At 69.9% G+C, this 21,171-nt stretch carries 21 protein-coding genes; 13 read left to right on the top strand and 8 right to left on the bottom strand.

The window, feature by feature from the left end; translation table 11 throughout:
- Positions 1-45: 45 nt before the first annotated feature.
- Complete coding sequence (locus tag GGQ55_RS00985) at positions 46-3,093, bottom strand: helicase-related protein (RefSeq protein WP_179714704.1); 3,048 nt, start codon at positions 3,091-3,093, stop codon at positions 46-48.
- On the bottom strand, positions 3,086-4,822 hold the full coding sequence (locus GGQ55_RS00980) for a sigma-70 family RNA polymerase sigma factor (RefSeq protein ID WP_179714703.1): 1,737 nt from the start codon (positions 4,820-4,822) through the stop codon (positions 3,086-3,088). The genes GGQ55_RS00985 and GGQ55_RS00980 overlap by 8 nt, the downstream gene beginning before the upstream one ends.
- A 374-nt stretch (positions 4,823-5,196) precedes the next feature.
- On the opposite strand from GGQ55_RS00980, the gene GGQ55_RS26600 reads away from it, so the two are divergent.
- From GGQ55_RS26600 to GGQ55_RS00965, 3 genes are all read left to right on the top strand, one after another.
- Positions 5,197-5,661: a hypothetical protein gene (locus tag GGQ55_RS26600; protein ID WP_246323738.1), complete on the top strand. Its 465-nt coding sequence runs from the start codon at positions 5,197-5,199 to the stop codon at positions 5,659-5,661.
- A gap of 67 nt (positions 5,662-5,728) precedes the next feature.
- Positions 5,729-6,361, top strand: coding sequence for a DUF8548 family protein (locus GGQ55_RS00970; RefSeq protein ID WP_179714702.1), 633 nt, complete (start codon positions 5,729-5,731; stop codon positions 6,359-6,361).
- Positions 6,362-6,417: 56 nt separating this feature from the next.
- On the top strand, positions 6,418-7,086 hold the full coding sequence (locus GGQ55_RS00965; protein ID WP_179714701.1) for an NrtR DNA-binding winged helix domain-containing protein: 669 nt from the start codon (positions 6,418-6,420) through the stop codon (positions 7,084-7,086).
- Here GGQ55_RS00965 and GGQ55_RS00960 read toward each other — a convergent pair.
- From GGQ55_RS00960 to GGQ55_RS00950, 3 genes are all read right to left on the bottom strand, one after another.
- Positions 6,989-7,504: an HD domain-containing protein gene (locus tag GGQ55_RS00960; RefSeq protein ID WP_179714700.1), complete on the bottom strand. Its 516-nt coding sequence runs from the start codon at positions 7,502-7,504 to the stop codon at positions 6,989-6,991. The genes GGQ55_RS00965 and GGQ55_RS00960 overlap by 98 nt on opposite strands.
- On the bottom strand, positions 7,453-7,782 hold the full coding sequence (locus GGQ55_RS00955) for an HD domain-containing protein (RefSeq protein ID WP_179714699.1): 330 nt from the start codon (positions 7,780-7,782) through the stop codon (positions 7,453-7,455). Before GGQ55_RS00955 ends, GGQ55_RS00960 begins: the two co-directional genes overlap by 52 nt.
- Positions 7,783-7,878: 96 nt before the next feature.
- The gene (locus tag GGQ55_RS00950; RefSeq protein ID WP_179714698.1) at positions 7,879-8,394 is read right to left on the bottom strand and encodes an HAD domain-containing protein; all 516 of its coding nucleotides are present in this window, start codon (positions 8,392-8,394) and stop codon (positions 7,879-7,881) included.
- 26 nt (positions 8,395-8,420) lie between these two features.
- Between GGQ55_RS00950 and GGQ55_RS00945 the strand changes: the two genes are divergently transcribed.
- The 8 genes from GGQ55_RS00945 (at position 8,421) to GGQ55_RS00910 (ending at position 15,352) form a co-directional block, all read left to right on the top strand.
- Complete coding sequence (locus tag GGQ55_RS00945; RefSeq protein WP_179714697.1) at positions 8,421-9,314, top strand: ketopantoate reductase family protein; 894 nt, start codon at positions 8,421-8,423, stop codon at positions 9,312-9,314.
- Between the two features lie 128 nt (positions 9,315-9,442).
- Complete coding sequence (locus GGQ55_RS00940; protein ID WP_179714696.1) at positions 9,443-11,086, top strand: nuclease-related domain-containing DEAD/DEAH box helicase; 1,644 nt, start codon at positions 9,443-9,445, stop codon at positions 11,084-11,086.
- Positions 11,087-11,235: 149 nt separating this feature from the next.
- Positions 11,236-11,400, top strand: coding sequence for a hypothetical protein (locus GGQ55_RS00935; protein WP_179714695.1), 165 nt, complete (start codon positions 11,236-11,238; stop codon positions 11,398-11,400).
- A 221-nt stretch (positions 11,401-11,621) separates the two neighbouring features.
- Positions 11,622-12,392 (top strand): DUF4253 domain-containing protein, encoded by a 771-nt coding sequence (locus tag GGQ55_RS28140; RefSeq protein WP_179714694.1) that lies wholly within the window; start codon positions 11,622-11,624, stop codon positions 12,390-12,392.
- Between the two features lie 130 nt (positions 12,393-12,522).
- The gene (locus GGQ55_RS00925; protein ID WP_179714693.1) at positions 12,523-13,713 is read left to right on the top strand and encodes an HNH endonuclease signature motif containing protein; all 1,191 of its coding nucleotides are present in this window, start codon (positions 12,523-12,525) and stop codon (positions 13,711-13,713) included.
- Between the two features lie 150 nt (positions 13,714-13,863).
- Positions 13,864-14,394 carry a hypothetical protein gene (locus tag GGQ55_RS00920; RefSeq protein WP_179714692.1) on the top strand — a complete coding sequence of 177 codons (531 nt, stop codon included), beginning with the start codon at positions 13,864-13,866 and terminating at the stop codon, positions 14,392-14,394.
- Positions 14,395-14,462: 68 nt separating this feature from the next.
- Positions 14,463-15,104, top strand: a complete 642-nt coding sequence (locus GGQ55_RS00915; RefSeq protein ID WP_179714691.1) for a hypothetical protein — start codon at positions 14,463-14,465, stop codon at positions 15,102-15,104.
- Between the two features lie 83 nt (positions 15,105-15,187).
- Positions 15,188-15,352, top strand: coding sequence for a hypothetical protein (locus tag GGQ55_RS00910; protein ID WP_179714690.1), 165 nt, complete (start codon positions 15,188-15,190; stop codon positions 15,350-15,352).
- Here GGQ55_RS00910 and GGQ55_RS00905 read toward each other — a convergent pair.
- The 3 genes from GGQ55_RS00905 to GGQ55_RS00895 form a co-directional block, all read right to left on the bottom strand.
- Complete coding sequence (locus GGQ55_RS00905) at positions 15,342-16,940, bottom strand: FAD-dependent monooxygenase (protein WP_179714689.1); 1,599 nt, start codon at positions 16,938-16,940, stop codon at positions 15,342-15,344. The two genes, GGQ55_RS00910 and GGQ55_RS00905, sit on opposite strands and share 11 nt — an antisense overlap.
- A 215-nt stretch (positions 16,941-17,155) precedes the next feature.
- On the bottom strand, positions 17,156-18,586 hold the full coding sequence (locus tag GGQ55_RS00900; RefSeq protein ID WP_179714688.1) for an NAD-dependent succinate-semialdehyde dehydrogenase: 1,431 nt from the start codon (positions 18,584-18,586) through the stop codon (positions 17,156-17,158).
- Positions 18,587-18,636: 50 nt separating this feature from the next.
- Positions 18,637-19,401: an IclR family transcriptional regulator gene (locus GGQ55_RS00895; RefSeq protein WP_179714687.1), complete on the bottom strand. Its 765-nt coding sequence runs from the start codon at positions 19,399-19,401 to the stop codon at positions 18,637-18,639.
- A gap of 112 nt (positions 19,402-19,513) precedes the next feature.
- Here GGQ55_RS00895 and GGQ55_RS00890 point away from each other — a divergent pair, with 112 nt between their 5' ends.
- Together GGQ55_RS00890 and GGQ55_RS00885 are read left to right on the top strand one after the other, a co-directional pair.
- Entirely contained in the window at positions 19,514-20,428 is a 915-nt protein-coding gene (locus GGQ55_RS00890) for an amidohydrolase family protein (RefSeq protein ID WP_179714686.1), read from the top strand.
- Positions 20,425-21,171, top strand: a complete 747-nt coding sequence (locus tag GGQ55_RS00885) for an SDR family NAD(P)-dependent oxidoreductase (protein ID WP_179714685.1) — start codon at positions 20,425-20,427, stop codon at positions 21,169-21,171. Before GGQ55_RS00890 ends, GGQ55_RS00885 begins: the two co-directional genes overlap by 4 nt.

Raw genomic sequence — 21,171 nt, 5'->3', positions numbered from 1 at the left:
CGAAGTCGTCTCGCCGGTCTGACTCGTGGTTTGCGAGGGCGGGGATCAGTCGTGGATGGGCACGCTGACCTCGACGTCACGCAGGCTCGTCATGGGGGCAGAGGCGCCCAGTTCGTTGGGCCAGGTCCGGGTGCCGGCGGGATCGTTGAGGTTGGCGAACCAGTTGTCCAGCCATCGGCTGATCTCCTCCCTCAGCGTCTCGTCTATCGGACCGTCGAAACCGAGGAGCGAGGCGATCGCCGTTGTCTGGTCGGCCGCACCGATGCCGGCGTCGTCGAAGTACCGGCGCAGAGCCGTGATCGTGGTGAGACGTCCGCGTGAGGCCGGTTCCATGACGGCCAGTCGACGGGCCTCCACAATGCCAGGCATCGTCAGGCGCAGCACTCGTCGGCTCCGACGGGTGACCGGTACGGCTTCCACGAACCGGTCTCCATGGGTCACGTACTGGTTGAACTGGCGGAAGATTGCAGCGTCCCGTTCTCGACCGATCTTGTGCAGGACGTAGACCAAACCCGGAAAGGTGCGTCCCACCCGCGCTGTGGTCTGGATGAACTCCGCCGTCGAGAGCGGCAGCCCGAGCATGACCATCACGTTGAGGCGGGCGACATCGACGCCGTGGCTGAGCATGCTGCTGGCCGCGACAATGTGAATACGTTCGTAGAAATCGCCTTCGGGGTGCTCGAGGCGCTCCAGGATGGCGCGAACTTCGTCGAAGTCCGTACCTCCGGTGAGCTGCACCGCCTGAAGTCCCTGACTGCTGGTGTTGCTGGTCAGGCTCCGGGTGGCGGCCTCGACGTCGTAGAGCGTGCTGCCATACACGACGTCAGTCCCGTAGTAGGACAGCAGTTGTTCGGCGTGCACCGGGTCCACGCCGGCCTCGGCGCAGATCGCACCAGGGTCTCGGGCGAGTCGTCGGACGGCGATCTGCAGGACGTCCAGCGTCCGGTCGCTGACATGATCGAGCGTGACACCCCGCGGTGCGACCGCGACAAAGCGACGCAGTGGCATCTCACCGGCTCGGGTCCAGAAGGAGCCTCCGGCCTCAGGGCCCTGGGTCGGGAAGACCCGCCCGCTCCGCCGGTATAGGACTTCGACCTGGTGGTCGTGCCCTGTCAGCGTGGCGCTGCTGGCGACGATCTTGGCTGGACGGTTGCCTAGTTCGTGTTGAAGGTGGTCCAGCAAGCTCTCGTAGTGGCTGTCGACGGCCCCGAGGCTGTCACGGAGTAGGTGGAGCTCGTCCTGCAGCCTCAGAGTTGGTGCGTATCGGTTGGCCGGCATTGGGAGTGGGCGCACGCCGGCGTTGCAGTCGGGGACCAGGCAGCCGGTGGGCGTGGCCGAGCGGGGCGTGTAGGTGTAGCCATGCTGGGCCTCGTTGCACAGGGCTATGGGGGGTCCGACGAGCCCGCGCATAGCGGCCTGCATCCCGACGCTGGCTGCCTTGTCTAGGGTTCCGAGCACGACAGTCGGCAGGTACCGGTACAGCTCGCTGTCCACGACGTAGACAGGAAGAGCCGGTTCTGGCAAGGGGCAGTCGGGATTGCTGCATCGGTGGGTGAGGCGCCACAGGAGTCGGTCGAAGTGCATCTCGACCTTGCTGCTCCGGCAGAAGGGGCAGTGCATGAGAATCTGGAAGCGGTCGGGCATCCCAGGGCTGTCGGGATCGAGGTCAGCCGTCTCAGGTCTCGCCATCTTGACGATCCTGTTAGGTGTGCTGCTGGACCCGACCAGGAATCCCAAGCTGATGGGTGCGCCCTTGATGCGCTCGCGGCGCCGCACCAGTTCAGCGCCGGCCAGCGCGTCCGCGAAGCGCTGTGTCTGCTGTAGCGAGAGCAGACGGAGCGGGAAGCGTGACCACGCAGTCACGCCGCTGGTCTTGCCGGTCATTCGGTCGTGAAGAGCTGCGGTGACGAGGAGCCCGAGATAGGTCTCGGTCTTGCCACCGCCGGTGGCGAACCAGACCGTGTCGACGACGGCAGCCTCGCCGTCGTCTACGAGAAAGGTGATCGCGCCGAGCAGGAACCCGACCTGGAAGGGGCGCCAGCTGTCGTACTTACCCGCCGCGCTGTGAGCTATGGCGTCGTTCATCAACTGGAAGGCCCGCCGGACCGTCTCATCGGTACTCAGCAGCTCCAGGCCTCGCTGCAGACGCTCAAGTTCCAGAGCCGCGGTGCGACGCGCGTCGTCCGCCTCGGCGCGCATTGGCTGGTCCCACTCAGGGTGGTCGTCGAGCAGAGACCCCCAACGGTCCGAGTAGTAGTTGCTTAGGGCCTGGACGAGGGCTTCCAGCGACGGCAGCGGGTCTCGGGACAGCGTCGCGAAGGTGAGGTCCGGTGCCGGTTCGTCGCTCGTCCAGTACTCCGGTCGGCGGGTGGTGACCTCGACCGTGTCGGTGGTACCGAAACCTCCGTCGCCTAGCAGTGCCACACCTACGTTGATCCCATAGGCGGGTACCTCCCGGTCGTACCTGAAACTGTCTGGCAGGGCCTCGAGCTCGAACGGGACGGTTGCCAGGCCGGTGACTTGCAGGGCCGTCTCGTAGAGGTGGGTGTCCTCCAGCTGTGCGTGCTGAGCCGGACTGTTGTTGACCAATTGCACCACCAGCTCGGGTGCCCCGTTCCAAGTCTCGACATCTACCCGAATCTCGGCGGCTAGGCCTGTCGCTCCTACGCGTGCAAAAGCATTGCGTAGCGCTTCGGCGCCGAAGGGGAGCGGTGTGAGTGCTGGGTTGATATCGACAGTGACCGGTACGTCGATGCCTGCGGACCGTACCCAGGGGCGGTTCGGGTCCGGCGACGTCTTGGGGTCTTCGTAGGTCCATGCGCGGGCCTGGACCCTCACGTTGAAGTGCCATGGTCCCGCAGCCGCGGGGCGTAGCCGGAGGCCGATGGCGCACGGTTCGAGACGTTCGGCTCGCTGTCCCAGAGCGCTGTTCATCACCTCCTCTTCCGTGGCGAGTCGTCCCATCCAGAAGGTCGAAGCCGGTGCAACCGCGAGGCGGTCCGTGTCATCTCCGCGGCCGGCGACGGTGACTTGCCGGTCGAGCCAGGCGGTGAAACGCGTGGCCGCGTCGGTGAACGTCTGCGAATCAGACATGGAGACCTTCAGCTGCCTTCCTGCGGTGGTCTGGCGTTGAACGACGCTTGGGCGGAGGTGTCTCGCGCGGTTCTAGAGGGGATGCCACGGCGTCTCTGAGCGTGTGATCTACGAGGTACTCGTACAGGCTGTCGACGCGGGGATCGGCCTGTAGCACCTCCATGGCCTTGACCTGGATCTGGCGGATGCGTTCGCGAGTGATACCGAAGTCGTCGCCTATGTCGTCAAGGGTCGAGACGTCTCGCCCGTCGAGCCCGTACCGCCGCTTGAGCACCTCGACCTCACGGGGGGTGAGTACGGCGGCGAGCACGCGCGCTACGTCGCTCTCGAGCTGACGGCTCAGGATGACGGTGGCGGGGTCGACGCACGAGACGTCCGCGGTGTCGCCACTGATGAGGTCCAGTAGCGAGGTGGTCTCTTTGTCGCCGATCAGGGTGTCGTAGCTGAGTACGGGCTCGGACCAAGTCAGGACAGCGGCGACCCGTCCTGCCTCCATTCCGAGGTCGGAGGACAGTTCGCCGAGAGTCACGGGACGTTCCAACTGCCCCTCGAGGCGCGCCTTCGCCGCCCGGACCTTCTTCACCTGCTCGTGAACATGGATCGGCAGGCGAATGGCCCGACCGCGATCCCCGACCCCTCGATCGATGTGCTGCCGGATCCACCATGTCGCATAGGTCGAGAACTTGTATCCCAGCTCGGCGTCATACTTGTCTGCCGCCCGCATCAAACCTGCGTTGCCATCTTGGATCCGGTCAGGCAGCTCGACTCCGCAGTGTGCGTAGCGAGGCAGTTTCGCGATGCTGACGACGAGCCTGAGATTGGCGCTCACCAGATCTCTGTGAGCCTGGCGCCCGGCTTCGATGATCGCCGCGCGCCGGGATCGTGACCTAGGCAGGGTCGAGGCGGCGACGTCGGCGTCCAGTGCTTGGAGTGCCTCTTGCCCCGCACGGATCGCCCGTCCCAGGCGCACTTCCTGCTCTGCAGTAAGCAGAGGAATGCGCGACGCCGCGGCCAAGTAGGCGCCCAACTGGTCGCGCTCGATCGAAGCGATCTGGCGGCGGACGCGGCCCCCGTCGAGGTCGCCGGATCCGTCGTAGCCGGCTTCAATCCTCTCCTCGCTCAGCTCAACATCGGCTTCGGCCAGTGATAGCAGTACGTCTTCGATGTCGTCGCTCGACAAGCCCCGCCGCTGGGCTAGCGTTGTCACATCGACCATGGTCAGCGCGCCGGACCGTTTGTAGTCGTCCTGGAGATCGGCCGCGACGCGGGCCACCGCAGAATCACGAATCAGGCGTGGCGGAGAAGGCGCCAAAGATCCCGATGAGAAAGGATCTTCGTCGTTCCAGTTCTCATCATCAGCCGTGATCTCGGCCGACGTGGACGCATCGACGTTGATCACCTCCGAGACCACTGAGTGGTCCGTGCCGTTCCCCGGCGGTCCCTCGTCGGAGTTTCTGGGCAACGCATTGGTCGACCATGCGTTGATGGGCTGGCTTGCGAGTCCTCGGGCTGGCTTGGGCTCGGGCCCATTGCGCTCCGGACGCGGTCCGTCCGCTCGCGGCACCGCTGCCCCCGTGCCCATGCCGGAGGCTCCCAGCAGATCGCTCAGCACTGCGCTGCCCAACCCGTGACGTCGCAGCAACGCCTGCACCTCGCCAGCAGTCGGGATACGCCCCGTCCTCTCAGCCAAGTCCTGAAGTTCAAGCTTCAGAGCCGTCAGGGTGGTCATCCCGCGCGCGTCTCTGCCGACAGTCATGTGCGGGCCCGACCCGCTGGACTGTTGACTCGATCGAGTTCGCGATCATGGCTGGTCCGGCTCGGCTGACGGAACATGCGCAGAGACCTTTCAGCGGTTGGATCCGTTAGGCCAGCAAGGCAGCCAACTCCAAGGCACGTATCCACGCGGCCCCCCGACCCGATAGTTCTGGAACAGCTCCATCACCGAAAGCGAGCACATGGTTGCATGGCGTTGGGGCAGGACGAAGCATTTAGGCCCCGCGGGCGCACGGCCAGGGCCGCCTAAGCCCGGCGGCCGCAGAAGCGGGTCCTCCGAGTGGCCCACGCGTGCCATCACGGACCGCTTTCGATCATGTCCAACTGCCTGTGGGTGAGGCCGTCGAGAAGGTCTGGCGGATCAACCGTCACATGTGGGTGGGCGGCGAGCCACTCTCCGGCGTCCTCGACCTGCGCGGTCGCGCTGATCCGCCGGCTGCTCCCGGACCGCGCCCGGGTGTGGACCGTGGACAAGTTCCAGGGCCAGGAGGCACCCGTCGTCCTCTACTCGATGACTCGACCAGCGCGGAGGACGCACCGCGCGGCGTCTCCTTCCTCTATGACCTGAACCGGCTCAACGTCGCCGTCTCCCGGGCGAAGGCGCTCGCGGTCGTGGTGATGAGCGAGGAACTGCTCGATGCCCGGGGGCGGACACCGGAGCAGCTGCGCCAGGTCAACGCGCTGTGCCGGCTCGTCGAGATCGCCACCGTCCTGGCTGAGCGGCCCGGCGGGCGCCTAGCCGATTCGTTCCTCTCGCTGATGGCGCGGCGCAAGCAAACCGTCGCAACCCTTTGACAGCCTCAGCCGACCCACTTCAGTGGGCGTAGGCGAGCGGCTCGAACGAGGGGCATGAGTGACAGGCATGACGCTGGCGATGGCTCACGGGGAGCCGAACGGACCCACGCCTCGCCAAGTGGCGCTCGCTACGCCGCTGCGGGTTATGCGGTGGACCAGCCTGTCGGCGTGCCTCCTCGACGCGCTGTGGAGCGTCGGCGCGGACCACGGCGGCGTTGTCGTGCCGCTGGTGCGTCGTGTTCTCGAACCGGCCGCGAGCGCACCACTAACCGCTGCTGCTAGGGCGAACGGTGACGGCCACCCGTTGCCCCGCCTGCTCTCTCGGTTCCCGGACGAGACCGCGCTCATGGCGGCGGCGAACCGACAGCGCACCTCGACCCGCAATGGTGTGAGCAAGGCAGAGGCTGCCCTCCGATATGCCCGCATCCTCGTCGACCATGGCGTCCACGAGCTCGACGATGCACGGCGCATGCTGGACACCCCTGAACTGCTGTCGCCGATCGACCGCGCCCTGAGCCGGGTACCGGGGGAGGGCCAGCACGGGATTCGCCGGGGCTACTTCTGGTTGCTGTGTGGCGACGAGGATCGTGTGAAGCTCAGCCGGAGGCTCGTGCAGTGGCTCGCAGACCGTGGCGCCCACGACCCGGTCCTACCTCAGCCAGCAGTGATCGATGTCGCCACGCCGCGTCTTATGGACTGATTAGCGCTGGGTCGCGCGAAGGCGGGTTAGGCGGGAACTTCGTAAAGTAGGAGGTCATGTACCGCGACTCCTCGGGGAAGACTCCCGAGGACTATCCCCGTCCGTCGGTTGCGGTTGACACCGCCGTCCTCACCGTCGGGCCGACCGGCACGCTCGATGTCCTGCTGGTCCAGCGCGACGACCCGGGCAGTGGTCCGGCCTGGGGGCTGCCCGGCACGTTCCTGCACCCGGGGGAGCGGTTGAGGGACGCCGTGCTCCGGTCGCTCGACGAGAAGGCCGGCCTGCGCGGCACCCGGCCTCGGCAACTGCACGTCTTCGACGACCCGAAGCGCGACGAGCGCGGCTGGGTCCTCTCCGTCGCCCACGTCGTCGTGCTTCCGTGGACGACGATCGAGCCGGTCCTCGCCGATCTTCAGGATGACGTGCTGCGGCCGGTCGCCGAGGCCACCGGCCTGCCCTTCGACCACGACAGCATCGTGCGGCGGGCGGTGGGTAGGATCCGGGCGCGGTACCGCCGGCGGCCGGATCCCGAGGGTCTGCTTGCCGACCCGTTCACGATGCGGGAGCTCCGGCTGCTTCATTCCGCGGTGGCGGGCGAAGAGCTCAAGCCCGATGCCTTCCGCCGGCTCATGGAGCCGCAGCTGCGCGACACCGGCAGGATGCAGCGCGCCGTCGGACGCCCAGCGATGCTGTACGAGCGGACGTCTTCGCGCTCAGGCGTCTGACCCCGTGCCTCGCGCAGCCGCCCTGGGACGGCTCGTCCACGATCGACGCCCGATCCGTCCCGCTGGCGGCGATGAGCTCGTCCACCGCTCGGTGCGGCGCGTCGACGATCTCGTGGGCGCCAAGTCGCTCGGCGATCGCCGCCTCGACCGCCGTGTAGTACCAGAGCAGGTCGTGCTCGCAGGCGCTGAAGGTGCCCCAGAACGCCGACCCGTACGTGCGCAGGTCCCTGGCGATCGACCGTGCGTTGTGGACCTTGTCGGCCGCAGTCACCAGTAGTGCGTCGTCCGACTTCTTCGCCGGATCCCGCAGCCCGACGACGTACTCCAGCTTGCGCTCCCGCCACGGCCGCTTGCCGCCCTCGCCGTTCAGCGAGTCGCTGCACGCCTCGACCATCGCGCGGACGTCGCCGCCGAACACGTCGCCGATCGCGCGCAGAACGTCCGGCCCTGGCCCGTGGCGGCGTCCTCCACCGCATCGTGCAGCAGGGCGGCGATCGCCTGGTTCTCGCGGCCACCGTTTTCGATCGCGAGCGCGCAAACGCTCATCAGGCGCGAGAGGTACGGCACCCGCGATCCCTTGCGGACCTGTAAGCGGTGGCGCTCGAAGGCGAAGTCCAGTGCATCGGCGAAGCGCTTGCCGAGCGCTCCGGCGCCAAGAGCGGTGCGAGCTTCGAGGGTGGGTGCAGTCGTGGCCATCGGGCTCCTTCGCTCGGCGTCGTCACTCTCTTTCTACCGAGTGGTGGCGACAGTTTCAGCGGACGCGCCCTAACCCGATCAGGCGATCCGCGAGACCTAAAGCCACGCCTCGATCGAATCGAGTTGCTCGTGGGTGAGGCCCTCGAGCAGGTCGGGCGCGATCACCAGGACGTGCGGATTGGCGGCGAGCCACTCGTCGGTGTCCTCGCCTTGCTCCGCGAGGTCGTCGTCGATCCAGATGATGCGGCGGTCCGGGTCCGCCTCGACCACCGCAATGGCCGCGGCGAGCTTCCACCAGCCCGACAAGCCGCCGGCCGTCCAGGAGTAGCCGGTCGGCGCTACCTCCTCGCGATCGTGCACCTTCAGCCCGCGTGGCAGGCCCATCGGCTCGGCGAGCAGCTGGTCGGCGTCCGTCGTCCAGGTGGTGAGCCACTGGATCTCCACTCGACCCGACTCGTGCAGCCGGCGCAGCCGTGCGGTGATCGTGGGGTCCCACGACAGCACGAAGCCGTGGAACGTGCCCTGCTTCCAGCCCTCCGGCAGCGTGCGCTTCAACGCGTTCAGCACGCCGTCCACGTCGAGCAGCAGGATGGGCCTGTCCCCGGACGGCATGACAGAACAGTGCCCGGAGGTGCTTCATGGACAACGTCGCGGTGCTCGGCCCGGGAGGCGTCGGCGGGTTGCTGGGCGCACTGCTCGCCCGGTCAGGCGCGATGGTCACCTGCGTGGCCGGTCCGTCGACCGTCGCGGTGCTGGATGAGCAGGGCATCCGCGTCGAGAGTGGCGAGTTCGGCGACTTCACCGTGCCGGTCCGTGCCGTCGAGCGGCTCGCCGACCCGGTCGACGTCGTCCTGGTGGCGGTCAAGGCCACCCAGCTGGACGAGGCCCTCGACCGGCTGCCGGCCGACGTCGTCGGGAGTGCGCTGGTTGTGCCGCTGCTGAACGGCGTCGAGCACGTCGACCTCCTGCGCCCGCGCTACCCCGACGCCACCGTCGTGCCCGCCACCGTGCGCGTCGAGTCGACGCGCATCGCGCCGGGCGTCGTCCACCACGGCAGCCCGTTTCTCGCCGTCGAACTGGCCGAGGACGGCGGCACGTCCGCTGCGGTCCGCCGGTTCGGCGCCGACCTCGAAAAGGCCGGTGTGGCGGTCAAGGTCAGCGACGACGCGGCCACGGTCATGTGGAGCAAGCTGACCTTCCTGACCGCGCTGGCTCTGCTCACAACCTCAGCGCAGCAGACGGCCGGCGAGGTCCGCGAGCACCGGCGGGACGACCTCGTCGCCATGGTCGGCGAGATCGCCGCAGTCGCCCAGGCCCAAGGCGCCACGGTCGAGGCGGACGACGTCGTCGCCTTCTTCGACGGCATCCCGGCCGGCATGCGCTCCTCGATGCAGCGTGACGCCGAGGCCGACAACCGATTGGAGCTCGACGCCATCGGGGGAGCGGTCGTGCGCGCGGCCGGGCGGCACGGCATCCCGGTGCCGGTCACCGACCACTACGTCGACGAGCTGCGCAACCGTTATCGGTCCTGATCAGCGCATCGTGAGCTCAGCCGCCCGGCCGGGGGACTGACCTGGCACCTCGTCACTGCCATCTGCGATCGTCATCGCGCGGCGGCGGAGCAACGAGGCCCATCGCTGTGCTGGAGGACGGGGAGAACGTGACCGCGCGGCTGTACCCGGAAGAGCCGGAGTTCGAGGCTGCCGCTGAGCGCGCCGTCGTCGAGGCGCTGCGCCACCAGCTGCCCGACGACGCCGTCCTCTTCGTGAACCAGCGGTTCACCGACTGGAGGGGCGACCGGGAGGCCGACGTCATCCTGGCTTGGCCCGGTGTCGGCGTCGCCGTCGTCGAGGTCAAGGGCGGCAGCGTCTCGCTGCGCGACGGACGGTGGTGGCAGACCGGCGCCAAGAGCAAGTCGATCGACCCGGTGAAGCAGGCGCGGCTCTGCAAGTACATGCTGCGCAACTACCTGGCTCAGCACCCGCGCTGGTCGCGCGGCCCCCTCCGGTCCGAGCACTTCGTCGCGCTGCCCACCACCGTCCTGCCCGAGGGCTTCACCGCCCCCGACGCGCCGCGCTGGCTGGTCCTCGACAAGACCGACATGCACGAGTCCGCCGGGCGCATCGCCGCCGTGCTGCGCGCGGTCGACGACCAGCCGGATCCGCCGACGCAGGAGGACGTCGACCTGCTCGTCGACTGCCTCGCCGGGCAGCTCATCCCGCAGCGGGACCTGGTGTCCGGGCTGGCCGAGCGTGAGCTCACGTGCGAGGCGCTCACCAAGGACCAGGCCAAGGTGCTGGACCTGCTGCGCAACCAGCACCGAGTGGAGATCCGCGGCGGCGCCGGCTCCGGCAAGACCTGGTTGGCGATCGAGAAGGCCCGACGCCTCGCCGCCGAAGGCAAGCGGGTCGCCCTCATGTGCTACTCCCGCGGCCTCGCCGAGTTCCTCTCCCGGCGGGTGCAGCAGCTTCCACCGGCGCAGCGACCGGCGTACGTCGGCACGTTCCACAACCTGGGCATCGGCTGGGGTGTGCTGCCCGGAAGCGACGACGACAGCGACTACTGGGAGAACTTCCTCCCGACCGAGATGGTCTCGCTGGCGGCTGCTCTTCCTCTGTCCGAGCGGTTCGACGCCGTCGTCATCGACGAGGCGCAGGACTTCGCCGAGAGCTGGTGGCCCGCCGTCCTGGCCGCGCTCCGGAACCCTGACGAGGACTCTCTGTACGTCTTCGCCGACGAGGGGCAGCGCGTGTTCGCCCGGCAGGGGCGTCCCACCGTGGACCTCGTGGCCATCGACCTCGACGAGAACCTGCGGAACACCAAGCAGATCGCCGGCACCTTCAGCAGCCTCGCGCCGTCGCAGATGAGGATGCGCGGCGGCAACGGGGTTCCCGTGCGGTTCGTCCAGTGCTCGACGCAGGACGCGGTGGGTGTCGCCGACGACGAGGCCGTTGCGCTGCTCGACGAGGGATGGCCGCCCGACGCCGTCGCCCTTCTCACCACGGGCAGCCGCCACCCCGAGCAGTCGTCTCGGCAGCAGGCCGGCCAAGAGGCGTACTGGGCCTCGTTCTGGGACGACGACGACCTCTTCTACGGCCACGTGCTGGGGTTCAAGGGCCTCGAGCGGCCGGCCGTCGTCCTGGCCGTCAACGGCTTCCGTGACGAGGAACGGGCGAAGGAGATGCTCTACGTCGGCCTGTCCCGTGCCCGCGACCTGCTCGTCGTTTGCGGCGATCTCGAGGTGATCCGCCGCGTCGGTGGTGAGGCCGTCGTGCGACGTCTGGTCGGATCGGCAGCAGCGTGACGGGCGCCCTCGCAGCGACTCGCGCGTGAGCGATCGGGTCACACTCGTCCCACCGGTTACCGGTCACCTGGGCTTTCCTATTCGGGTCCGGCGGCAGCCGGATCTCTGTCCGTACGCTGGCCGAAACCGACCAGGGAGGGACGGCACGCGTGGGCAAGCACCTGCTGGATGAGACGGCCGAATTCCGGATGCCGCGGATCGCGCGGCACGCGGCTGAGGACGACGCCGAGCTGGACTCGACCCAGCGCTTCGACCCCGGCTTCCGGTCGGAGCGGCCGGCGCCCCCGGCTCCCTGGGACACCGAGGCCCGCTGACCTCTCGCGGTAGCAACCGCCGGCGACAGGGTCTGTGGACAACGGCAGGGGCCGCGGTCGGTAGGTGACAGCCTGCGTCGGTGAGCGTTCGCTGGTTCTCTCCGCCGTCGGGCTCCTGGAGCGATTGGCCGGCCCGCAACGAGATCGCCCTACCCACCGAGCCGCCACGGGCCGAGCACGCCGGACGTGTGCCTCCCGCCGGCGCGGTCCAGCTCGGATTGGTGGCGCTCGCTGCCGGGCGGCCGGTCGTCGCCCGCGGGCACGACGGCGAGCGGTCTCCCGCCGTCCTGTGGGTGACCGATGCAGCGATGCCCGACGCGACCTCGGTCTGGTCGGTGCTGGCGGATCAATTTCCGCGGACCGGCCTGTGGCCGCTCCTGGTGCAGGGCTTGTACGACGGTTCCGGCCGGCCATGGGACAACGGCGAATTCCAGCCCGCGTCCGAGGAGGAGATCGCGGCGGTCGACGTCCGCCAGGTGCTCGAGGAGAGCTGGCACGACAGTCTGGTGCCGATCAACGACCCGTGGGCACCCGGCACCGGACCGCTCGCGCCTTTTCACCCCACGTTCCCCGGTCTCGCGCCGATGCAGCAGGGACCACCGGTGGAGACCTTCGCGCCGGCGACGGGCAGCTCGCGGATCGGGCTCGTGAGCTGCCGACGCCCGGCCGATGCCATCGGCGTCGTGGGCTGGGAGGGCGCGATCAACAAGTGGCAACGGGCGGCGGAGGTCTCCGCGGTGCTCCGGTCCTGGGAGGACCGATTCGGCGCGATCGTGGTCGGCCTCGGGTTCGCCACCATCACGCTGCTGGTGACCCGGCCGCCGGAGACGGACGACGACGCGCTGCGGGTCGCCGCCGAGGTCGCCGCGCTGTGCCCGGATGCGCTCTGGCAGCCAGAGGCGCTCATGCCGGATCCACCGCGGGACGCGACCCTGGAGTCGATGAGCCGGCTCCTCGTGCGGGATACGCTCTGGCGTCTCTGGTTCGACTGACCCGGTGCTGTGTCAATGCCTCCCGCAGATCTGTGGACAGGGCTCTGACCTGGGGATTCAGGTGTTGCTGAAGTCTCGGACGCGGTAGCATTCGAACACCTGTACGGGTCGATGGGATCGGAGGTGGGTCGTGGGAGAGCTGGCCTCGACCCTCGATGCCCTCGCCGTCGACGACCTGCCCGCGATGTTCGGCCCGCAGCTGCTGGAGCGGCTGGGTGAACTGCTGAAGGCTGAGAACCGGCTCGCCGCCGAGGTGGCCCGCACGGTGCGGCAGTGCGAGGTCGCCGGTGCGCCCGAGTTCGACGGCAAGAAGACCATGGCCTCGTGGCTGCGCGGGCACGCGCGGTTCTCAGCGCACGCCGCGGCGGAGCTGGTGGCCACCGGGCGGGCGATGGAGCAGCTGCCCGCGGTGGCAGCAGCGTTCGCCGACGGTGCCGTGACCGCGGCGCAGGCAGGGGTGATCGCCTGGATCGCCCGACCCGAGGAGCTGGCCAGAGCCGACGCCCAGGACGTCGACCTGGCCGCGGTCGACCAGGCGATGGCCACCGTCGCCACCACCCAGTCGCACGAGCAGCTCGTGGCCGTGGTGCGGCACTACCGGCAGGCGCTAGACCCCGACGGAGCCGAACCCGACCCCACCGAGGGCCGCCGGCTATCGCTGATCAAGCACGCCGACGGGGCACTAGGCATCCGCGGCGAGCTCGACGCGGTCGGCGGCGAGAAGCTGCAAGCCGCACTCGAAGCGATCCTGCAGGCCGGCCGCGGCAAGGGCGACACGCGCACGCGCGCCCAGCAGTTGGCCGACTCGCTCGTGCAGCTGACCGACAACGCCCTGGCCTCGGGTGTGCTGCCGATCAACCGCACGGTCAGGCCGCATGTGGTCATCACCGTCGACGGCGACGACCTGGCCGACCCGGACCACCACATGGGCGCGGCGGCCACCGGATTCGGTGACCTGCTGTCGGCCGCGACGGCCCGCGGGTTGGCCTGCGACGCGCAGATCACCCGACTCGTGATCGATCCCGACGGCCTCCCGCTGGACGTCGGGCGCACCCAACGCGTCGTGCCCCCGCACCTGCGCCGGGCAGTGGAGCACCGGGACAAGAACTGCGTGTTCGCCGGCTGTGTGGCCCCGCACTACTGGTGCGACGTTCATCATCTGCTCGAATGGATCTTGGGCGGCGCAACCTCCCTGGAGAACTCCGCGCTGCTGTGTGAACGGCACCACACGAAGGTCCACCATGGGTTCCGGGTCGAACGAGATCCGGGCGGGCGCTGGCGAACGTGGCGACCAGACGGAACCGAGATCGTTCTCAACTGACAACGCCGCCTATCGCTCGATGGCGCCAAAAGGGTGCGGGCAGGACGCAACAACATCCGACCGGGTGCATCTCGCTTCCAGGACTCCAGACGAGTCCCGGCCGGGCCGATGTTCTCGGTGCACACAGTTCGTTGCGTCCAAGGAGTCATCGTGAGCCCGTTCCTGTCCGCCTTCCTCGCGAAGCTGGTCCCCGCCTCCGTCGTCGGCAAGATCGGGGCCGCCGCGGTCGCGGTGGCCGTCGTCGGTGGCGGTGGCACGGCAGCACTCGCAGTCACGTCGTCCCCGGACACCGCGACCGTCAGCAGCGACATCGAGGTGACCTCTCCGGCGCCCTCCGAGGTTCCTGAGGAGTCCACGGACCCCGCCGAGACCGAGGTCACCACGGACCCCTCGGACACCGACGCGACCCAGACCGAGTCCGACGACGCCGAGCAGAGCCCGGTCGTGGCCGACCCGACCACCGCCGAGGCGACCCACCCGGACAACCACGGCGGCGACGTCTCCGAGGTCGCCCACCAGAGCTTCGACTCCGGTCGCGAGCACGGCCGGGCCGTCTCCGACGCCGCGCACCACCACGGCGACGACTCGGACGCCACCGAGTCGGAGGACGAGAGCGGCTCCGACGACGCCACCGCCGAGCAGTCCGATGACGGCGAGACCGGCGGCCACGGGCACCACTGAGAACTGTCGGACCCTCCTGGCAGTCTCCCCGCCGCTCGTCACCGGGACGGGCGGATCACGGGGGTGGCATGAGCGGAAGGCTCGGCGTCCAGCTCGGACGCATCTGTCCTGAGTGCGGGCGGGAGGACTCCGTCCCGCTGATCTGGGGGCTGCCCGGCTTCGAGACGATGCAGCTCGCCGAGCGCGGCCTGGTCGCGCTCGGCGGCTGCATGGTCCCGGGGGAGAGCCCCGTGCTCTCCTGCCGGGGCTGCGGTCTCGAATGGGGTCGCGACGGCGATCCGACCGCTGACGAGCAGGCGCTGTCCGACCTGCTCGGTGTCCGGTTCGCCGACGTCGTCCGCGCGCTGGGCAGCGGCTGGCGGCGCGAGGGTTCGCCGGCCGAGGACGGCGTCGAGTGGTTCGTCAGCGGCGAGCCGGCCCAGGTGGCGATCGGCGTCACCGGCCCGTGGTTCGTGCTCGCCCGCCCGTTGACCCGGTGGTACGAGGACCGGCTCGACCTGCACATCGCCGACCGTCAGCAGTTCGGTCGCGAGGACCTGCTGCACTGCCCCGAGATGGTGGCCATGGCCGCCGACGAGATCGCCTCGCGCCGGCGACGGTCGTTCCGCTGGTGCCGCAGCTGCCGCCGCGTGCATCCGCCGGAGTGGTTCGTCGGGACCGAGCGCGTGTGCCAGGACTGCGAGGCGCAGTTCGAGCACTTCGACGCGTGACGACGAGCCCGGACGGCACGACATGCGCCGTCGTTCGATCGCCAAGGGGCAGGCATCTCGGGGCAGAGCGGGACGATCAGCCGATGCCGTACGAGATGCGCGACAACAGCGTGCAGGAGCCGGAACAGGCGATCTCGGACAACGAGGTGCCGGAGGTCGAGCCCGCGAAGCTCTACGACGACGCGATGAGCCGGCTCGAGTCGATCACCAAGGAGTGGACCGAGGTGGTCCAGAGCGTCAGGCGGTAGCTCGGTCCTGAGCGGCCCGGCCGGCGATCAGCGCGATCAACCGGTCGGCGTCCTCCGGTGTCTCGTCGCCCGCCCAGGCGACGTGCTGGTCGGGTCGCACCAGCACGAGCCGCGCGCCGTACTCCTCGCGTCCCTCGGCCAGGGTGTCGGCGACGACGGTGAGCGGCATGCCGATGCCGGCGGCCGCCTCTTCCAGCAGAGCGACGTCGGACTCGGCGGCGTCGAAGGCCAGCAGGGTGTACCCGAGACCCAGCGCGTCGAGGACGTTCTGCCCAGACGACAGCGGCTGGGGCGACAGGTGGTGGCCGGCCCGCGCCCGGAACGAGTGCGACCCGTGCGCGCTGATGACGGCGCCGGGCGGCCCGGCCACGACGGCGGAGCCCTCGTAGTGCGGCTCGTAGTCCTTCACCGCGATCTCGCCGCCGACGCTGGCGATCTCGCTGAACGCCGCCTCGAACGCCTCCCGGTCCGGCTCCGGGCTCCACCGCTCGACGAAGTCCCGCTCGCGCTCGATCGTCGCTGCGATGATGTCCTGCCCGATGTCGCGGAAGACGCCCTGGCGCTCGGGGCTGTAGGACGCGAGCAGGCCCTCGCCGCCCCAGCCCTGCAGCACCGCCGCCAGCTTCCAGCTGAGGTTCACCGCGTCCTCGAGCCCGTTGTTGAGGCCGAACCCGCCGTAGGGCGGGTGCGTGTGCGCGGCGTCGCCGGCGATGAACGCCCGTCCGGCGCGGTACTCGCGGGCCACCTGCACGCGGAGGTCCCAGAACCCGAGGTGGTCCAGGTCGTAGGGGAACTCGGTGCCGACCGCCCGGTGCAGCATCTGCTTGACGTCGACGTCGGCCGGCGTGCTGCCCTCGGGCAGCGGCGCGTGGAAGAAGAAGGTGCCCTCGGAGTCGACCTTGCCGAGGAAGGCCCAGTACCCCTTGAGGTACGGCGCCATCACGCGGTAGGTCGACCGCGGCGGGAACCGGTCGAGGATCCGGTGCAGCTCGGGGGAGCGGAACACCGCTAGCGCGACGACCTGGTCGAAGTCGGTGCCGGAGCGCTCCATGCCGCGGGCGACGATTGACCGGCCGCCGTCGCAGCCCACGACGTAGTCGGCCTCCAGCGTCTGCTGCTCGCCGTCCTTCTCGACGGTCACCCGGACCTGACGGTCGTCCTGCTCGACCGCGGTGGCCGTCCAGCCGAACCAGGTGTCCACCTCGTCGAGCTCGGCCATGCGCCCGCGGAGGACCTGCTCCGTGCGGTACTGGGGGAGCCGCTCGTTGCGCTCCAGGAAGTAGTCGGCCACCTGCTCGCGGCCCGCGGGCGCGCGCCAGAAGTCGCTCATGAGGTCGCCGTAGGCCACGACGGTGCCGATCGGATGGCCCGTCGGCATCGTGCGGGCGGCCCGCAGCTGCTCGGCCAGGCCCCAGAAGCGGAAGTGCTCCATGGTCCGCTGGGTCAGGTTCTGGCCCTTCGGGATGCCGGACAGCTCGGTCCGCCGCTCGATGAGGGCCGAGGAGATGCCTCGCTGCGCCAGGTCGATCGCCAGCGCGACGCCGACCGGCCCTCCTCCGACGATGATGACCTGACGACGGCCGTTCATGGTCTGCTTCGCCCTCCCCTGTTGGAACCGCCGGCCTGCCCCATGCTCCGGGTGTCCGGGTGTGCGCACGGCCCTCGTTCACCCAGAACACTAGGGATTCGCTCGCTCTGCGGAAACCCTTGTGGCGAAGTTCCGCGATAGGGAATCACGACGCGCCCGGAGACGCCAGCGAGCCCCGCGACGGTTCCTCCGTCACGGGGCTCGCCTCGCCGTCGTCAGGACTGGTGGATGGCCTTGGTGACCAGGCAGGCCTCGACGCCCTCGGGACCGTCCTCGGCGCCGTGCCCGCTCTCCTTCACCCCGCCGAACGGTGCGTCGGCCGCACCCAGCCGCTCGGTGTTGATGCCGACCATGCCCGCCTCGAGGGCGTCGCCGATCAGCATCGCGCGCTTGGCCGAGTCGGTGTAGGCGTACGCGGCCAGGGCGTAGGGGAGCCGGTTGGCGTTCTGGACGGCGTCGTCGAAGGTGTCGAACGGCGCCATGAGGGCCAGCGGGCCGAACGGCTCCTCGTTCATCACCCGCGCACTCAGCGGCACGTCGGCCAGCACCGTCGGCTCCCAGAAGAACCCGTCGGCCGCCAGGCGATCGCCGCCGGTGGTCCGCTTGGCGCCGTGCGACTCCGCGTCCTCGATGAACCGGCCCATCGCCTCGACCCGGCGCGGATTGGCCATCGGGCCCATCCGGTTGGCCTCGTCCAGGCCGTTGCCGACCGGCAGCTGCGCCGCGCGCCGGGTGAAGCCCTCGACGAACTCGTCGTAGATGCCCCGCTGGACGTAGAAGCGGGTCGGCGAGACGCACACCTGCCCGGCGTTGCGGAACTTCGCGGGGACGACGGCGTCCAGGACCTTGTCCACGTCGACGTCGTCGAACACGACGACCGGCGCGTGCCCGCCCAGCTCCAGGGTGGTCCGCTTCATCCCGTCAGCGCACAGCTTCATCAGGTGCTTGCCGACGGCGGTGGACCCGGTGAACGACATCTTCCGGATCACCGGGGACGCGAGCAGGTGCCGGCTGACCTCGTCCGGGACGCCGAAGACGACCTGCGCGACGCCCGGCGGCAGCCCGGCGTCCAGCAGCGCCCGGAGCACCTCCAGGGCGGACGCGGGCGCCTCCTCCGGCGGCTTGAGCACCACCGAGCAGCCGGCGCCGAGCGCGGCGGACAGCTTGCGGCCCGGGTTGCCGATCGGGAAGTTCCACGGCGCGAACGCCGCCACCGGCCCCACCGGCTCCTTGACCACGATGCTGCGCATGCCGGTCGGGCGCACCAGCACCCGCCCGTAGAGCCGGCGGGCCTCCTCGCCGGCCCACTCCAGGGCGCCGGCGGCCATGTGCACCTCGATCCGCGTCTCGTGGATCGTCTTGCCCTGCTCGGTGGTCGCCACGGTGGCCACGTGCTCGGCCCGCTCGCGCAGCAGCGCCGCCGCCGTCTTCAGGACCCGCGCCCGGTCCTCGGCGGGGGTGTGCCGCCAGGTCGTGAACCCGCGCGCGGCGGCGTCCAGGGCGCGGTCCAGGTCGGCGGCGTCGGCGAGCGGCAGCTCCGCGAGCACCTGGCCGGTGGCCGGGTTGACCACGGAGTGCGTGCGGCGGCCCTCGGTGCCGAGCCACTCGCCGTCCACGTGCATGGCCAGTGCGGGGTAGTCGTCCATCGGTCCCTTCCGGGTCGTGCCGCCCGGCACGCGCCGAGCGGGGTGTTCGCTCAGCGCATGCCGATGCGCTGGGCCGTGTCGTGCGCGGCGCGAGCCCACTGCTCGACGCGCTCGGGGGTCAGGCGGCTGGCGGGAGCGGCGATCGCGAGCGCCGCGCGCACGTGGTCGGGGCCGACGGGGATGGACACCCCCACCGCGCCGATCTCCACGTCGCTCTCGTTGTAGGCGACCGCGTAGCCGGACTCCCGGACCTCGGCCAGCGCCATCTCGAGCTCGGTGCGGGTCATCTGCGAGCCGTCCGGTGAGGCCGGGAGGAGCTCGTCCGGGTAGAGGGCCGCCAGCTGCTCGGCCGGCAGGTCGGCCAGGAGGGCCTTGCCCGCCGAGGTGGCGTGCGCCGGCAGCCGCAGCCCGACCAGGCCGCCCACGCGCAGCGCCCGCGTCGCCTCCGCCGCGTCGACGAACCGCGCGTCGCTGCCCTCGAGCAGCACCAGGCTGACCGTCTCGCCGAGCTGGTCGCGCAGGGTGTGCAGGAACGGGCGGGCCCGGTCGCGGATGTCCAGCGTGCTGATGGCGGCCAGGCCGATCGACAGCAGCGCGTCACCGGCGCGGTAGGAGCGGCTGGCCGGGTCGCGGCGGACGAAGCCGTAGTGCTCGAGCATCGTGAGCAGCCGGTGCGCGGTCGACCGGGCGACGCCGAGCTCCGCGGCGCACTCCGAGACCCGCAGCACCGGCCGGTCGCGCAGCTGCAGCAGGAGCAGCAGCGCGTTGCGCACCGACTCGATCGGATACGCCGGACCGGCCTCCACCGATGTCATGCGACTGCTCCTCGATCTCCGGCGGTTGCTCTTGACGGCTCCCGCGCTGACCGTGCATGTTGTGTCTATCGGGACAGTGTTCTGCTGTCAAGAACAATACGAGGGAGCGCGCATGAGTGGGCCGGCCCCAGAGGCGACCGCGGCGCTCGTCGCCCGCCGGGCGATCGACGTGCACGTGCACATCACCGAGGGCGGTGGCGGCGCCGGCACGGACGACACCAGCCGCGAGTTCCAGGCCGCCACGTCGAAGCTGTTCGGCAGCGGAGCGCAGACCACGGTCGACTCGGTGGCGGCCTACTACCGCGAGCAGGACATCGCCTGCGTCGTCTTCGCGGTGGACACCGAGAGCGCCACGGGCCGGACGCCGGTGTCCAGCGAGGAGGTCGCCGACCTCGCGGCACGGCACGCCGACGTGCTCATCCCGTTCGGCAGCGTCGACCCCTGGCGGGACAAGGTCGCGTTGCGGTCGATCCGCCGCCTGGTGGGGGAGTACGGCGTCCGGGGCTTCAAGTTCCACCCGTCGACGCAGGCGTTCTACCCGAACGACATGCGCTTCTACCCGCTGTACGCGGCGATCGAGGAGGCCGGCGTCCCGGCGGTCTTCCACACCGGGCAGACCGGGATCGGCACCGGGATGCGTGGCGGTGGCGGCGTCCGGCTGAAGTACTCGAACCCGATGTTCCTCGACGACGTCGCGGCCGACTTCCCCGACCTGACGATCATCATGGCCCACCCGTCGGTGCCGTGGCAGGACGAGGGGCTGGCCGTCGCCCTCCACAAGCCCAACGTCTACATCGACCTGTCCGGCTGGTCGCCGAAGTACTTCGAACCCAAGCTGCTGCAGTACGTCAACCGCATGCTCTCGGACAAGGTCCTCTTCGGCAGCGACTTCCCGCTGCTGACCCCGGAGCGCTGGATGCGCGACTTCGCCGGCCTCGACATCGACGACGCCGTGCGCCCCAAGGTCCTCAAGACCAACGCCCTGACCGCCCTCAAGCTCGCCACCCCCGGAGGAACCGACTCATGAACCGCCTGGAGAACAAGACCGTCGTCGTGACCGGCGGCGGCCGGGGCATCGGCCGCGCCGGCGCCGTCGCCATGGCGGCCGAGGGCGCCACCGTCGCCGTCCTGGACCTCGACGTGGCGGCGGCCGAGTCGGTCGTCGCCGAGATCGAGGACGCCGGCGGCAAGGCCCGCGCCTGGGGCACCGACATCACCTCGCCCGAGCAGGTGGAGTCCACCGTCGGCGAGGTGATCGCCTGGGGCGGCCAGGTCGACGTGCTGGTGCACTCGGCCGGGATCGTCGGTCCGGCGATGCTCAAGGACATGACCCTGGAGTCCTTCGAGCGCGTGGTGAAGGTGAACCTGACCGGCACCTTCGTCTGCCTCAAGGCGCTCATCCCGCACTGGATCGAGCTGGGCCACGGCAAGTTCGTGGCGCTCACCTCTCCGGCGGCCAAGCGCGGGCAGGTCGGCGGGGGCAACTACGCCGCCGCGAAGGCCGGCGTCGTCGCGCTGGTCAAGACCGCCGCCGTCGAGCTGGCCCGGCACAACGTCACCGCCAACGCGCTGCTGCCGATCGCGGCCACCGAGATGTCGGCCAACGTGCGGGAGAACCCGAAGCTGGAGGAGAAGTTCCTCGGCATGATCCCGCTGCGCCGCTGGGCCGGCCCGGAGGAGATCGCGCCGAGCCTCGTGTTCCTCGCCTCGTCCGACTCCGACTACATGACGGGCAGCGTGCTGTCCGTCGACGGCGGCCGCACGATCTGA

This window comes from Petropleomorpha daqingensis, from assembly GCF_013408985.1.
GTDB lineage: Bacteria > Actinomycetota > Actinomycetes > Mycobacteriales > Geodermatophilaceae > Petropleomorpha > Petropleomorpha daqingensis.
Note: the sequence above shows the minus strand (reverse complement) of the source record. Positions and strands in the feature narration are given on the sequence as shown.

Excerpts from the sequence above, each read along its gene's own strand:
- GGQ55_RS00885 (WP_179714685.1), top strand. The coding sequence starts at position 20,425 with ATGAACCGCCTGGAGAACAAGACCGTCGTCGTGACCGGCGGCGGCCGG.
- GGQ55_RS00890 (WP_179714686.1), top strand. The coding sequence starts at position 19,514 with ATGAGTGGGCCGGCCCCAGAGGCGACCGCGGCGCTCGTCGCCCGCCGG.
- GGQ55_RS00955 (WP_179714699.1), bottom strand. The coding sequence starts at position 7,782 with ATGGCCACGACTGCACCCACCCTCGAAGCTCGCACCGCTCTTGGCGCC.
- GGQ55_RS00910 (WP_179714690.1), top strand. The coding sequence starts at position 15,188 with ATGCCGTACGAGATGCGCGACAACAGCGTGCAGGAGCCGGAACAGGCG.
- GGQ55_RS00980 (WP_179714703.1), bottom strand. The coding sequence starts at position 4,822 with ATGACCACCCTGACGGCTCTGAAGCTTGAACTTCAGGACTTGGCTGAG.
- GGQ55_RS00915 (WP_179714691.1), top strand. The coding sequence starts at position 14,463 with ATGAGCGGAAGGCTCGGCGTCCAGCTCGGACGCATCTGTCCTGAGTGC.
- GGQ55_RS00895 (WP_179714687.1), bottom strand. The coding sequence starts at position 19,401 with ATGACATCGGTGGAGGCCGGTCCGGCGTATCCGATCGAGTCGGTGCGC.
- GGQ55_RS00950 (WP_179714698.1), bottom strand. The coding sequence starts at position 8,394 with ATGCCGTCCGGGGACAGGCCCATCCTGCTGCTCGACGTGGACGGCGTG.
- GGQ55_RS00900 (WP_179714688.1), bottom strand. The coding sequence starts at position 18,586 with ATGGACGACTACCCCGCACTGGCCATGCACGTGGACGGCGAGTGGCTC.
- GGQ55_RS00985 (WP_179714704.1), bottom strand. The coding sequence starts at position 3,093 with ATGTCTGATTCGCAGACGTTCACCGACGCGGCCACGCGTTTCACCGCC.
- GGQ55_RS00970 (WP_179714702.1), top strand. The coding sequence starts at position 5,729 with ATGACGCTGGCGATGGCTCACGGGGAGCCGAACGGACCCACGCCTCGC.
- GGQ55_RS00945 (WP_179714697.1), top strand. The coding sequence starts at position 8,421 with ATGGACAACGTCGCGGTGCTCGGCCCGGGAGGCGTCGGCGGGTTGCTG.
- GGQ55_RS00965 (WP_179714701.1), top strand. The coding sequence starts at position 6,418 with ATGTACCGCGACTCCTCGGGGAAGACTCCCGAGGACTATCCCCGTCCG.
- GGQ55_RS00905 (WP_179714689.1), bottom strand. The coding sequence starts at position 16,940 with ATGAACGGCCGTCGTCAGGTCATCATCGTCGGAGGAGGGCCGGTCGGC.